Here is a 15,697-nt window from a genome sequence, read left to right as displayed (position 1 = left end):
CTTGCGAGAGGACAACCTTACCAAATTATTCCGTCGGTTGCCCCAGTTCGCTCTCTTTAAATACGATAAACGCACGGCGGTTTAAAGCATTGGCTTCTGGAGATTCTTCGTTGATCACAGGTTGAAGCTCACCAAAGGCTTTTACCTCCCACACAAACTGCGATGGATCGAGTTTCGTCTTGAGATACGCCACTACGGTTTGCGCTCTTCGCTCCGCCAGTTGTTCATTATAAGAGAGCGAGCCCACTTGGTCGGTATGACCAGCCACCATAATGCTACCTTCTAAACCTTGCAGTTTGGCGATGAAGTCATCTAATTGTGAAAGGTCTTCCGGTTTTAATTCCGACTTATCGAAATCAAAGTGTGGTGTCATCGCCATGTAGATCTTGCGTTCTGGTTTTGGCGGCTCACAGAAAGGCATCTCTTCGTATTTCTTCGCCTCTTCAAACATAACGTAAGCGCGACGGTTTTCGGCGCGAGCTTGATCCGATTTACCCAACGCTAGCGGCTGCGACTCACCAAAGTGCTTCACTTCCCAATCGTATTGCTCGGGGTCAAGTTGTTGCTGAAGATACGCCTCTACCGATTCAGCACGGCGCATAGACAGCTTCTCATTGTACTCATCAGAGCCTTTAAAGTCGGTATGACCAACAATCGTGATGCGCCCACTCAAGCCTTGAATATCATGGATGAACGCATCTAGACTTGCCGCATCGGCTTCACGAATGGTGGACTTATCGAAATCGAAATGTTCGGCAACCGCGATATGAATTTCGCGCTGCGGCGCCAAACATTCACTGATCAGAAACTTGGAGACATTCACGTCCGCAAACTTTTCTTGGTTCTCTTGGCTTACATACGCATCCGCCGAACAACCTGCCAATATTGCCCCTGCGATCATGCCACTTAACAAACGAATCGTCGTTTTCATATCGCCCTCTTATAGCTTACCAACTAGGTTAATGAACACGCCTGATGCGTCGTAATCGTCATCATTCGCTAGGTTGCCATCAAAGCCCGAGAAGTTGTAACCCACGCCGACTTTGAAGTTATCACTCAAATGTTTGTTAACGGAAACCAATGCGCCCTGCTCTAGCTCATCGTAGGTGCTGTCCGTCTTCCAATGGTACTCGCCGGTAACATCCCAATCTTTCATGACACGATAAGATGCACTCAAGCCGTACAATGAAATTTTGCTATCGACAGGAATGTCTTCGCCTGACTGACGAGTGAAGATTTCATGTTTGTCCTTGAATGCGTATTTCGCGCCTAAATCCCAATTTGCATCCAACGAATAGATACCTTCAATTTCGATGATATGGCTCTCTTCATCTTTGTAATCTACATCGCGGTTGAGCTGGTCGAAATCCACCAAATAGGTGTAGCGAGATAACAAGTTCAAACGGTCGTTGTAGATTGGGCGATAAGCCAGTCCTGCCGTCGACTCAATAAAGCGAGCCAATACTTTATCGCTCGACTTACTCTCAGAGCGCGAGTAGTTGAACTTGCCAAATAAGGTGTACTCTTCCGTCAGGTGATGCGTGTAACGGTTAGTCGTCACCCATTGGTCGATACGTTTCTTATCTGGGTCTGCGGAATCATCGGTCTTGTCGACACGGTACTCCACTTTGTTCTTGAACAGCACGTCATCGACATCAATCGAAGTGCTAACACTCACCGCTTGGCGTTCAGTAGTGATCTTCTGTTCGTCTTCGATTTCGCCTTTTTGGTAGCCGATGCCCATGTCGATGTCGTCGTTCATGTCGTAACCAAAGCCAAACGAGTCAATACGACCTTTGCCGTTGTTTTCATCAACAAATTGGTTTTCTTGGTAGAAATCAACCGTAGAAGTTAGGTCTGCACGCTGACCAACAATCACATTGTTTTTGCCTTCGTATGTGTCATCTACATAGGTTAAATACGTACTGTAATCTTCGGTTACGTCATACGTCACACTCGCTTCTGCGGCATCGCCACGATCGCCAGTGGTGTATTCAGCACCTACCACAAAGTCTTCTAGAATCCGGGTTTCACCACCCAGAGTGACGCTGTCGTTCTCGTCGTATTCATCCGTTTGACCTACGGTTTTCTGACCTTTGATATAAACGTTGTTATCGCTATCCCAGATGTAGTCAGCACGCAGACCCGCTAAGGTGCCTTTGCCTTTTTCATCTTGGTTGTTTAGCTCTTCAACTTGTTTACCCGCCGCCGAGATCTTGATGTGTTTGGTAACCTTAACTTGAGTTTCCAATTCCGCTTGTTGGGTATCGGTGCGTAAATCACCGTCTGATTCACGTTCTTCAACCGAGGTAAAGCGCGTCTTTACTGCAACTCGGTCAGTAGCTTGGAAACGGATTTCAGTACCGTATGACTCTTGCTCTAAGTCGTCATCTTGGCTGGCAAAACTGTAGCCTGCATCTTTGGATTTGTACCAAGCTTTGACGTCGTTACCCACTGCAGAAAAGACGTTCGGAGCGAGATCGTATAGGTTCATCACCCCTTTCACTTGGTAGATATCACCTTCGCGATCTTCTGCGTTATTGCCAATTGGGGTGAAAGTTAAACCTCCGTCTAAAGAGACGTAGTTAGAATCAGTTTGTCGACCTTTACTGTGCCCGAATTCGGCTTTTAAATAGGTGCCTTCTGAAGCACGCAAGGTTAAGTCTGTGCCGTATGCTTCGTAATCTTGATTGTCTTTTTCTTCGGTTTGGTAGTTTGCCCCGACGCCGATGTAATCGTTCACCCAACCTTTCACGCGACCACCAGCAGTCATAGAATCTATCGCATCAGTGCCTTGAGGCACGTACTCATAATCCACCGCAAGATAGTTGTCGTAGCCAGAAGAAGGCTGGTCGTTGATAACCGAACCAAAGTTATCAGAAATGATGTTGTTTAGTGGTCTGGTTAGAATGATGCGACCTTGATACGGGTCGATTTCATAGTCTCGTCCCGATTGTAGTGGCATTTCCTGAACCGTAATGCTGCTGTCAGGGTCAACAACTTTCACCATCACCTTGTCGCTGCCCGGAACCACTTCACCATGACGTAAGAAGTACAACGAACCACCAGTGCCTAAGAATTCATCGTGAGCAAAGAGCGAGTCCGATTCAGCCGCAAAACCAACGATGTTCAGGCGATCTTCACCAAACTTAGTGGTAGAGCGAGTACGATAATCACCTTTGAAACCATATAAGCTACGGTTGTAATCGTTGTTGTCTGTACCCGTAATTCCGGTGTTGTAGTTACCCCACAACACATTGGATTTATCGTATTCGACGTTGAGATAAACCTTACCTTTGGTATTGACCACTTTGTAGATGTTCGAACTGTCACCGTAGTTGCCGTAATACATCTCATCGTCGTCTTCTAGAATGTCGAATACACTGGATGAATCAGAGGCAAACGGGTGCTTAAACATGTCTCGAACGTCACTCTCTTTGGTATCAAAGTGAGTAGTAATTCTGAGTTTGTCACCAAACTTACCCTGTCCAAAGTACGCTAAGCGTCCTTGGTTGTAGATGTCATCTTGGTATTGGTCGTCGACGGCCAATGCCGCTGAGTTACCGGTGACCTTGTTTTTACCAATGTAGAAGTCAGCAAGACCCGCTTGTACCCAATACTCATCTGGAATACGTACATAAAGCTGATAACGGCGCTCTTCACCATTGTCGAACACCACGCGAGTTGGGAATAAATAAGCGTCTGCTGGTAGGTATTGCTCTGCGTATAGCTCACCTTCTTCCACATCGAACTCGTCTTCGCCAATCACGACTTTATCGACGCCTTTTAGTCCCGTACCCATGAATCTTGCCAGACCCGCAGAGGTTGGAATGTTGTGACGCATCAACTGAGCCTTACCTAGCTTGCGGCTTTGCTCTTCTTCACCGTCGTTCTTATCGATATCAACTTCAGAATCAGGCTCAACAAGGTCAATCACACCAACTGTAGTCACGTCCATATTGCCGTCTTTATCGAAGGCTTTTAGGCGGAACAACAGCTGTGTGTTCGATTCAAATTGGTAGTCTTGCGTGGTAGCGCCGTCCCAAACAATGTTGAAGTCATTAGCAAATTGCTGTCCTTCTACCACGGCTAATGGGTTCACTAAACCGCGGTCTCCACCCCGAAACACCTCAAGTTGGTAATGATCGACGTAGTAGCTAAAGTTGGTCGTAATAGCGAAGCTCATCTCTTGTAATGGCTTGCCATCTTTCACTTCCACATCACTGCTGATGCTCAGGTCGAGCACTGGGTCAAAACGCATGATGTCGCGGCTTACCCAAATCGCACCTTGATCTAAGTAGATGCGCGAGTTATCTGTTTGTTCGTGAGCTTTAACTTCAATACCCAGAGAGTCACTGTCAAGTTTTTCCAATTGGCTGGTGTCTTTCGCGTAGGAAAGTATCGGCAAACCAGCCGCGATGCACATTGTCAGTTTTGATGGTCTCAATCTAATCATAATAATCCTGCTTAACCGTTTGAATTGTCGGCTGGGACGCCCCCAGCCAGCGTCTGTTCTTCGAACGGTTAATCATCCCCACTGCTTTGAATACTGAAGTTAAATTTCGTCAGCTTGTTTGGTGTAATTCGGCGTACTTTCGGGTTCTCACTGATCACCTTCATGCCTGTTGGTAGCGAGTCTGTGTCAACTTTGACCAAGAACTGCTTACCTTTCTTATTCAACACCCACTGATCTGGAACGTGGTATCGACCATATTGGTCTGTCTCGATAATGATGCCTTCGACGGTCAGTAATCGAACTCCTGGAATGCCATCTTCGTATAGCCCTTTGTTCTCTACGATGATTTCCCATAAATACGCATCACCATCTCGGTAGAGGTTTCTCACTACATCAATGTTCTCTGCTGACAGACCTTTTTTCTTGTCTCCTTTGTGCTTGGTAATCGCATTACCTTGCTTGTCGAACTCGATATGCGTGCCGTTATCCGTGGTCACCTTGAATGGGAAGCCTTGGCGAGTTCGAGTCTTGAATTGGAATGCAACTTTGTTGCTGTGCTCAAGCGTTCGATTGCGTGACAAGCCGTATAACTCATCCACTTCGTAGCCTTTGTCGATGCTCGACATCAGCACACCTTGACCTTGTTGCGTGACTTGAACGTCTTTAAGCTGCGTTTCAACACCATCTTGCGTAATGAAGGTTGAACCGGGAATGTAGTCACCTGCGGTTAAATCGACATCGATATAAATATCATCCGCTGTCGCATCTGCTTGGAAGCCGTCACCATTGTGATCCTCAAACACCTTGCCGATGATCGAAGCGGTGTCGAATACCTTATCTGGCATCACTTCCACCGTTGCACTAGCTAGATTAGATTTCACCACATAGCTTGTGGTCGCACTCTGAGCAGAGAAGCTCTCTGCTGGTGGCGCTTCTGCCCATGCAGTGTTGGTATAGACACCAAAGGTGGCACCGACACTGACCCGCATTAGGTAACGAATACGAACAGAATCAGCCGTTTTAGAATCGCCTTTGCCGTAAATATTCATGTCACCAACGTCAAAGATCAGCTGATTGGTTTTGGTCGGGTCCACTGAAATTTGAATATCATCTGAAGTGTCAAATACACCATCAGGACCGCTATTCACCATCTCAGTAGAATCTGGGATATAAGCAAAGCCACCTGGGTAACGGTCCACCAAACGCACACCCGTGAATGGGTTTTCTTTATCTTCGTTAGTGATGGTTACTTCGTACTCCACCACTTCACCCACACTCGCTTCTGACTTACTCGCAACCTTAGTTACGGTCAGCATGCCTTCGTTGTAAGCTTGTTTCTTCACTTTGATAGTGACATTGGCGGTCGCAACTTCGCCCGTCGGCGCGGTCGCAGTGAAAACGTTGGTGAAGTTGTCATCAATACCCTGATTGATCTCGCCTGCCACCACAATTTGATACTCGTTACCTTGGTAGGCTTTCATGGTGTGGTTTGAGTCAACGTTATTATCTGAGTCAACCGATACCACAGCACCAGATTTAAGCTCGGTGATGGTCGCCGTCCACGAGGTAAATAACGCATTTCCATTGCTGCCAATCAACTTATCGATTTCATCCAACAAGTTAACGTTGTCAGCATCAGCAGAACCACGGTTGGTTGCCGTCATGGTAAAGGTGATTTCATCGTCATCATTGGTGTATTCGGTTTTATCCGCAACCTTGGTGACGGCTAGGATGATCGGCTGTGGCTTAATCGTAACGAAATCGTCAGCAAGCACATCACTCTCTGTTTTATCGTACGCATACGCATGGTTGGTAATTTCCCCCATGGCATCCACGTTCACGACACCTGTGATTTCGATTTCCAGTTTGTCGTTTGGAGCAAGCACTACACGACTATTGATATCCACGTTATCACCTTGGATTTTTGGCAACACGATGGTTCGATCATCACTGTATGAACTTGTCATTCTCCAACTGGTGAATGCAGCGGCTTCGGTGTCATGAATCGTATTCACCTTCAATTCAGAGAGCAGGTCTTTAAGTACAATCTCTTCGGTGAATGAGCCAGATTCGTTACTCAGCACGACATGGTAAGTTGCATTTTCGCCCGGACGGTAATATTCCTCGTCAACAGTTTTCTCAAGCTTGACGGATTCTGGCATCGATAGCAGCGTTGCACTCGCTTCTTGAGTATCACCGCGGAATGTGGCACTTGCGGTGTTTTCAATCTCACCCGTCGCATATTGATTAACAAGCCCTGTGACCACAAACTCAACTTCATCATTCGCGGCAATCGTCAGCATTGAGTCAATGTCTGCGTTCACTCCCGGAATGTTAGTGATGTCTGTTTCTGGATTGCTCTTATTCACATCAATACGCCAAGAGTCGAAGGCTTTAACGGTGGTGCCATCAAGGCGCACTACGTCAAGATCGCTGATGGCATCTTTCACCTCAACGTCTGTTGCTGGCACCGTACCTTCGTTCTTCACTTTGACACGGAAAGTCGCTTCTTTACCCGGAATGTAGTACTCACTGTCGGTGGTCTTCTCGATAGAAATACCCTGAGACTGCGGTTGAATCGTCGCGCTCGATTGCTGCGCGGTGCCATTCAAATCCGCAGTGGCAATGTTGGTAATGTCACTTGCTGCCAACGGATTCGTTTTCGCGGTAATCGTGAATTCAACGATGTCATGTGGCGCGATATCAATAACCGAACGAATGTCTCGATCATCTACCGGCATTGGCGTAATCGTCGTACGAGTGTCTTTGCTAGTGGTTTTAATTGTCCAACTGATAAACGCGCGATCACTGACACCATTCACGTTAGTCGTTCTGATACCCGACAGAATGTCATCGAGTTTGATGTCGTTATCAAAGCCATCAGTACCGTTGTATACACGAACGTGGAATACCGCATCCTCACCCGGAATGTAGATAGGTGATTCCACCGTTTTCTCTATCCATACTTCCTCAGGTAAGGTTTCCAAAGTTGCCGTAGCATCAATCGTTGCACCGCCAAACTCTGCTGTGGCAGTGTTTACAACGTTTGCGACCGCACTGACATTGACCGCACCCGTAATGGCAAACTCCACCGTATCACCTGGCGCAATATCAATATTGGTAGAGATATCATCATTTGGTCCTGGGACCTTCTCGATATTGGTGCGAGGGTCGCCCTTCGTAGTCACGATTGTCCAGTCTTTGAATGCTGGTGCCATAGCGCCGCCCGATGTCTCCACTTCCAGAGCAGAAATGAAGTCTTCCACTTTGACATCTGACGCAAAGCCTGAACCGTTGTTGGTCACTTTGACGCGGAAAGTAGAGAACTCACCCGGCTGGTAGTAACGCTCATCAGTGGTTTTCTCCAGAACGATGTCACCCGGGCGAGGTTTCAGCGTCGCAGTCGCAGTAACGTCTTTGCTGTTATGGTTCAAGGTCGCTTGGTTAACGATATCTCCTGTAGCCTCAGCATTGACGAGACCAATCACGTACAGTGTGATGGTGTCATTTGGCGCAAGGTCGATGTTGTAGTCAATGTCCTTGTCCACGACTAGAGAGTTTGCATCCACCGTTGTTAATGAACTGCCCGAGACGTATTGCACTGCCCATTGCAAGAAGGCTTGATTGGTCGAGCCATCTACCGTCGTTACTGTCAATGCGCCAATCTCATCTTTCAGGTTGATGTCATTGGCGTAGCTATTATCTTGGTTAACGATTTTCAAGATGTAGCCAGCTGCTTGGTTCGGACTATAGAACTCAACCATCGGTTCTTTTGTGAAGGTTAAATCTGGGATTTTTGCTGTACTGGTCGCGTCAGCAGTCTTGGTCGTGCCGTTATAAGTCACTTCGACCTTGTTAGTGACATCCCCGACAACTTCCGGATCTAGCTCCCCTTCGACGGTCAGAGTCACAACGTCATTTGGACCAATATCCAAACTACCGTCCAAGAACTCCCCTGTCGCTGATGGGAACTTTGTATCACCAGTTTGCGAAGCTGCATTAAAGAAGATAGTGCCAGACTCAAACGCTTTCACCGTTGCACCAGTAATGTTGGTAGAGGTGATGTCGTTTACAAGGTCTTTAACTTGAACGTCATTCGCCCAGTTCGCGGTCGTGTTTTCAATTTTGATTGTATAAGTCAGTGTATCGCCAGATTCATACTGGTTCTTATCAACCGTTTTATCGACAGAAAGATCTGCCGTCGCAGCAACATAAGTTGCTTCAGCTGTTTGGGAGCCGCTTGAATCACTCACTTCCACCAGGTTAGTAATGTCGCCAACAAGGTCCGCTTTTACGACACCTTCAACATGCAATTGAACCGTATGGTCAGGGTGAATGTTGTAACGAACTTGATAGCCTTCGCCTTTATCGCCTGTAATCTCCGAGCCAGCAATCTGTTGCGTCAGATTTGGGGTAGTGCCCACAACATTGATTGAGGTAGCAGACCAAGCATCAAACGCGCGCACTGGTAATGTAGAGCCCGCTTTATCGGCACGAATATTTTTCCAAAGATCAGCGATCAGGACATTCGTTGCGTAACCATCACCGGTATTTTTGACTTCGATGTCATAACCAATGGTGTCACCAGGGTGGTAGATAGCCGGCGTAGTCGACGTGACTTTCGTTACTGTCAAGCTGCCCGGTTCTGGGACAATCACCTTCTCTTTTAAGTTGTAAGTGAAAAAGGTCGACCCCGAGTTCAACTTACCTTGTAGTTGGTTGGTAAACTCACCAACTGCGTCATCACGAACATGCCCTACAACCTCAATTAAAATCTCAGTGTAAGTATCGTCAGCCGCTTTACCGCCCATTTGTACTGTGACATCAATGTCGCTATTCGCGGCAATGCTATTGAGGTTAGTAATATCCGTATATGACGGGTTGCCATCAGAAATCACACGAGCGCTGACTGTCCAATCTTTTAATGCTACCTGCTCTGAACCGTCAGCCACTTTTACCTTGTAACTGCTAATAGCATCTCGAATATCAATCTTCTCGTTATTCGATGTTTGGTTTCGAATACGCATTTGATAACGAACTTCTGAACCAGGCGTGTAGGTCGGTGTATCTGTAGATTTTTGCGCGATTAGGCTCGACGTGCCTGGGTCAAGAACAACGGGATTACTATCGTCACCATTCACCTTGGCGATGTTAGTGATAGTGCCTGTTGCGTCTGCAGCTACCGTACCATCAACTTCGAATACCACGGTATCTCCCGGCATCAAATCAAATGCCGCATTAAGTGGCACTGTACCTTGATAATCACCAGTGATAGAGAATCTATCCGCATCTGGAGCACTGATAATGGCAACACTGTAATCTTGGAATGCTGGCTTGCCATCGGATGTGTTAATTGTGTTCAGTTCATCCACGATTGTGGCATCGTTAGCAATACTCTCCCCCGTATTGGTAACACTGACTTGGTATTGCACTTGACCATTCGGGTTGTAATGACACCCAGAGCCCGAGGTCGATGGGAAGGTACAAGTGCTGCTGTCAGCCGTCGTACTCAGTACCGACTTTTCAAAGCTCAATACAGGAGCCACTGGTGGAATCACATCTGTGGTATCGCTTTGATTGCCTGCTCGCCCGGTGTTGCCATCAATGTCTCCTAACGCGTCAGGACGAACTTTTCCTTTCACCGTAAACTCTATGACTTCTTCAGGAGCGATATCAACTAACAGGTCCAAGTTATCGGATGCATCATAAGTTTCAATGTAGGTATCCTGCGTTCCCGAGGTACCTGTAGAGGTAAAGATATGAGAGATTGATGTCTCTGAGAATGCCGACTTCGTGGTTCCACCTACGACTTCAACACGAACGCCAGACACGATGTCTTGGATTACCGTCTGGTCACGCCAAACAGGCTCTGTATTAGTAACAGTAAACTTGTAAATCACCTCATCGTTAGGCTTGTAAGTATCGCCCGATGTGTAAGATTTACCTGCAATAGACACAATTTCTTTGCTCACGGCAAGGTTGCTGCCTTCCGGAGTAACCGTCGCTGCACTGAAGTTAGAGCCATTGTATTTCGGCTTCACTACGATTTGGTCAAGTGCGTCTTGACGAATTTGCGACTCCATAACAAAGTCAATCCAACCACCTGGAGCAATAGACAGCTTGGCGATATCAATATCGACATCGGCACCGCCTACATACCCATCGATCAGCGTCGTTGCTTCTCCAGAAGTCGTTGCCTTCACAGTCCAACCATATTGATCGAATGCTGGTAGCGTCTGTGAGTCTGCTTCACCATCCGCATTCTGTGCAGTACGAACTTTGACTTTCGAGAAAAACTCTTCGAGAGATTTGTTGTACTCCAGACCTTTACCCTTGTTCTCGATACGCAAGTGGTAAACGATCTTCTCGCTACCTGTTGTGTGATTGTAAGTGGTTTTATGCGTAGCAAACGTTGTATCCGTATACGCTTTATGCGTTTTAGAGATATTTGCTGGCAGCATGTTCACTGGCTCTGATGGCAAGTTATGGCTGTTATCAACGACAGCTACGTTGAGAATTTGCCCTACGGCTTGCTCACTAATCTTCGCCTTAATGGTGTACTTAACAAACGTACCGCCGGTTACAAACTCATTTGCCGCGAGGTTGAAGTTAGTATTGATGTCCGTGTTGTTACTGACTTTACCCGCATCACTGATCGTACTCGCGTCCACACTCGGAGTAATCGTCCATGAGTCAAACGCACGACCTTTCACACCGCCAAAGTAATCCGTTTGAATTTTGCTGATTTCATCTTTGATTGGCATCTGATTGATGTGAACGTTGTTTAAGTTCTTCAATAAGATTTCGTATTCGATGTAACCACCAGGCGTGTATCCACCTGTCAATTCGGTGGTGCCATCTTGGTCATAGAGTTTTACGACGTGTTTAGAGAAATCGTATTTCTCGGCAGATGCCTTAGTCTCTGCACTCACGGTATCGCCGTCGACGGTCAATAGGTTTAGGATCTTACCCACCGCATTTTTATTGACGGTTGCAGTAACTACATACTCAATCTTTGTACCCGTCGGGATGGAGGCATGGGTATTGATGTCTTTGTTATTCGCGATACTGCTATCTAAATCGAGGATCGCTTTATCACTGCCACTCACAATACGTGGCGCTACCGTCCAACCAGAATCAAAGGCTTTTTCATTTTTACCATCGACGAGATCAACCGTGATACCCGACAATTCATCAATCACTGGGATGTTATAGGCGTTACCTTTACCATCGTTTTCAATGGTTAATCGGTAAACCAATGGCTTCCCTGGCTCATAACTGGATTGATCGACCGTTTTACTAAATGAAAGATGGTAGCCATTTGGAACAACTGTGATACCACCGATAGTAATCGTGCCTACGGCGTCCTCACGAACAACACCTTCCACTTCAAAAGTCACCGAATCACCACCAGCCACATCAATCGTTGTATCGATGTTCTGGTTATCTGCAACGGTGCCATCCAAAGTACCATCGGTGGTTCCTTTACCACCTTTGCTATCTTGCTTACTTACATCAACGGTATAGCCAGACGCATATGGCGTATCTTTGCTACCATCAAGTAGCTGAGTCTTAACACTATCAATATCTTCTTGAACTGGATGATCGTTCACATAGCCCGTTTGAGAAGAAACGGTCACTTGATAGGTTAAAGTATCACCCGGCGAGTAGAAGTTTGATTCTTTACCGTTAACCAGCAGCTTTCTGACCACGTCACCGCCATTGTAAGCGCGCTCCATTTCGTGGTGAGAAACGTGTGAATCTTCGTCGTTGCCGACATAACGATACACGTAGGCATCATTTTCGATCTTGTTGTTGAGAGTGGTTCCATCCAGTGAGCCAACAACGTTATCTTTGACGCGTGCTTTGATCTGAAAAGTTCGAATCTCTCCAGGGTCTAGGCTCATTGTCGCGCCTTTACCACCCGGTGGGTAGATAAAATCATCGTTAGTGGCAGGCTCGAAATCTGAACCAGTCTTAAACTGCCAGTATTCAAACGGGTTTTGGTCAGGAAAATCTTGGAACTGATTGTCTTTGTCGTTCGCTAGAACTGACTTGATATCATTCAGATAGTCATAGACTTTGAGTCCATGTTCTGTAGTTGAACCATTGTTTTTGACACGGATTTCATAAGTCACGTCTTCACCAGGAATAAAGCGAACTTTATCGGCTGTTTTAAGAATCGAAACGTTTAATGAATCCCCAGATACATGACCGATTTCAGCAGAAGAAGACTGATTCAAATTGGTCGAAGGATCGTAGGTTTCAGCCGTGTTAGAGATTTCACTCTCCTTGTAGTCGTTCTTAACGACACCAGTTACAACGAATGTTACAGAGCCATCAACTCCACTTACATTGGGGTCAATATCGACTCGGGCATCAAGATTTTCATCCGTTTGGTAACCACTTGGGTCCCCTGCATAGCTGCCTGTTTTATAAGGCGAATTGTTTGAGTCAGTTTCAGAGGTGTAACTCCAGGTAGAGAAGGCATTAAGAGCTTTGATATCATCAAATACACGAACTTCGTCTGCATAACCAAGCCCTCTGTTTCTTACCGTTATTTTGAAAGATACCTCTTTTCCTGGAATAAAATCATCATCTGGAGTTGTCTTCACAACAATGATTTTTGGATCATGTGGGTACACGGTAACCGTATCAGCCACAGAAGATTGAATGCCTGAATCTGGCGTTTTGACATCCGCAGTGTTGTTAAAGCGAGTAAAGAGGATTTCATCAGGCGTATCACGATCGATTTGAGCCACAATGGTGTATAGCACTTCCACGTTCGGTGGAATCTGCACTTTGGTATTTAAGTCCGTGTTGTCAGCGAACGTACCAACATCGGTATATGTAGCGTTTCCATCTAGGCGAGGGTCATCCGAAATAATCTCTGCACTAATTTGCCAAGACTTAAACACTGGTTTCGTCATGCCATCTGGCTCAAGGACGCCAGCTTTAATCGTCGACAATAGATCTTTTACTTCAACGTCAGTCGCGTAGCCATTCTCTTTCGCGTTCTTTAGACTGATTTGGTACGTCACTTCGTTGTCTAATTTTGAGTAAGCCGTCTGCTCACCATGGAAGCTTGAATCTGTGTTTGTTTTTACTTGCTTGTTTAACTGAATAACAAAGTCACGCGGGTCAGAGCCACGGTCGGCATAAACCGAGCCATCCACAGTCACTTGGTTAGAGATATGTCCATTTGCGAGCGGATTGGTTTCAGCAACAATGGTGTATTCAATGTAAGAGTGAGGCTGAAGCGTCGCAATCACATTTAGGTTATCCGGGTACTTCACCTCACCAGCAATACCGGTGTCACTTGCGGTTGCAGTACTTCCGTCATCTTTGAAAGCCTGTGCGGTAATGGTCCAGCCCGTATACGCGGCGATCTCACTACCATGAATATCTTGAGTTTTGACTGACTTAAGGTCATCCAAAACCTGAACTTGGTTAGCGAAACCATCACCATCATTGGTTACTGTGATGGTGTATGTCAGAGCCTGACCGGAAGAGTAGAAACGACTGTCGACATCTTTGCTCGCACGTAAATTATCGTCCGGCGTTTGTACACCAGATCCTTCTTCCGTCACGTTATCATTGGCACAGCTTGCACTGTCATCCAAAATAAGACCGGTACTCGTATCACTCGTTTTTGCCGTTAGCTTGTATTTGATCGTTTTGCCCGGCGCGATATCCGGTGTCAGTGAAAGCGGGCTTGACGTCCAAGTACCATAACTAAACGAACCAGGGTCCGAACCAATGGAATCCTCACCTGAAATAACATCCACTTTCCACTTTTCAAAAGCTTGACCATCGCCCGCGCCGCCTGCTTGTTCAGTCACCACACAAGTCAGGTTATCTTGGACCAAAAGGTTATTGGCAAAATACTTGGAAGAGCCATTGGTAACCGTGATTTCGTATTCAATCTCACCACCTGGCACATACTCTGACGCCGAGGTCGTTTTGGTGATTGAAATGTCGGAATCTGCAACACTCAGTACTTTCTCTGCATTTACCGTGTCTGAAATACTTGAACTCTTAACTAGGGTGTCAGCTTGATCCGTCACTGACGCAGTGAAACCTTGCAGAGATCCAATGGTAACAGGGGTTAACGTTGCTTTAACTTGGTAGGTAATCGACTCTCCTGGATAAATCGAAACGATATCATTGAAGTCAACGTTCGTTTGCGTACTGCCCGCATAAGATGAATCTGACTTTCCACCAATGTTTGATACCGTGATGTCCCAAGCATCAAAAGGATTTCCGTCCACATCCGTATTGTTGTAGGAAGAAGTACGATCATTAGCTAGACCATTTGGGCTAACCAAATCTTTAATATTCTGTTTTACATGATAATTGTGAGCAATCGCTCCGCCGTTGTTGGTGACTTTGATTTGAAAATCAACCTCACCGTTAATTAAGTAAGGAGATGTCGACTGTAAAGTATGCGCCAGAGCGATATCTGGATCTGCCGGAGGCGTTGTAAGTTCACTACTGTTAACAGTGCCAGCACGAGTCGTTGATGTCGCTTTGGTGACAATGTCGCCAACAAGGTCATCAACAACGGTCGCTTTGATGGTGTAGGTGACGTGACCACCAACAGAGAGCTCAGCGTCTTTAACCGACAAATCACCAGAAGTAGCAAAAGTACCCGTTTTGCTGCCGGACGAGGCTTTAGCACTGATATGAACATCACTGAAAGCTGCACCTGTTGAGCCATCTTGTTTTTGAGCCGTCAGCGTCTCGAACGCTTGCTCGATATCTAAGCCTTTAACGGTAACAGAGCCTCTGTTGGTCGCAATCAGCTTATAAGTTAGCTTACTCCCCACTTGGTATTGAGCCGGCTGAACGGAAGCTTCTAACGTGTAGTCGTAATCCGCAGGAGTAAACGTAATCGTTGATGTATTGGTAAACGTCGTTTCTGTGCCGGAAACGGTACCTTTTACCTCGGTGTTGCCTAAGACAATATCCTCAGCGGCGTCATCCGCAATGGTCGCTTCAATTTGGTAAGTAACCCGTCCAAAAGGGAGTAGGCTAGCCCCATTCACATCGAGGTTACTGTTACTTGCGGTGTAAGTGCCTGGGCTCGAACCTAATGTATGAGAATCAGAGATTGTTAAGCGGCTAAATGCTTTATTCGAACCAGACATGACTTCCCATATCTTATTCGTTACAGCAACATTACTAATAGTATTCGCTGTTGTATTTTTCACATCAATGGAATAACTGATTACTTCCCCA

At 46.3% G+C, this 15,697-nt stretch carries 3 protein-coding genes; all 3 read right to left on the bottom strand.

What is annotated here, in order from left to right; translation table 11 throughout:
• Positions 1-25: 25 nt before the first annotated feature.
• Positions 26-931 (bottom strand): OmpA family protein, encoded by a 906-nt coding sequence (locus tag OH459_RS05680; protein WP_269986018.1) that lies wholly within the window; start codon positions 929-931, stop codon positions 26-28.
• 9 nt (positions 932-940) lie between these two features.
• Positions 941-4,456, bottom strand: coding sequence for a hypothetical protein (locus tag OH459_RS05675; RefSeq protein ID WP_009697023.1), 3,516 nt, complete (start codon positions 4,454-4,456; stop codon positions 941-943).
• Positions 4,457-4,524: 68 nt separating this feature from the next.
• Complete coding sequence (locus OH459_RS05670; protein ID WP_269986017.1) at positions 4,525-15,606, bottom strand: hypothetical protein; 11,082 nt, start codon at positions 15,604-15,606, stop codon at positions 4,525-4,527.
• Between the last annotated feature and the right edge of the window lie 91 nt (positions 15,607-15,697).

The organism is Vibrio sp. MM46 (assembly GCF_027587135.1).
Taxonomy (GTDB): Bacteria; Pseudomonadota; Gammaproteobacteria; order Enterobacterales; family Vibrionaceae; genus Vibrio; species Vibrio harveyi.
This window is presented reverse-complemented; position numbering and strand designations above follow the sequence as displayed.

Bases quoted from the DNA above. Each gene is read 5' to 3' on its own strand.
- OH459_RS05680 (WP_269986018.1), bottom strand. From the start codon at position 931: ATGAAAACGACGATTCGTTTGTTAAGTGGCATGATCGCAGGGGCAATA.
- OH459_RS05675 (WP_009697023.1), bottom strand. From the start codon at position 4,456: ATGATTAGATTGAGACCATCAAAACTGACAATGTGCATCGCGGCTGGT.
- OH459_RS05670 (WP_269986017.1), bottom strand. From the start codon at position 15,606: ATGTCTGGTTCGAATAAAGCATTTAGCCGCTTAACAATCTCTGATTCT.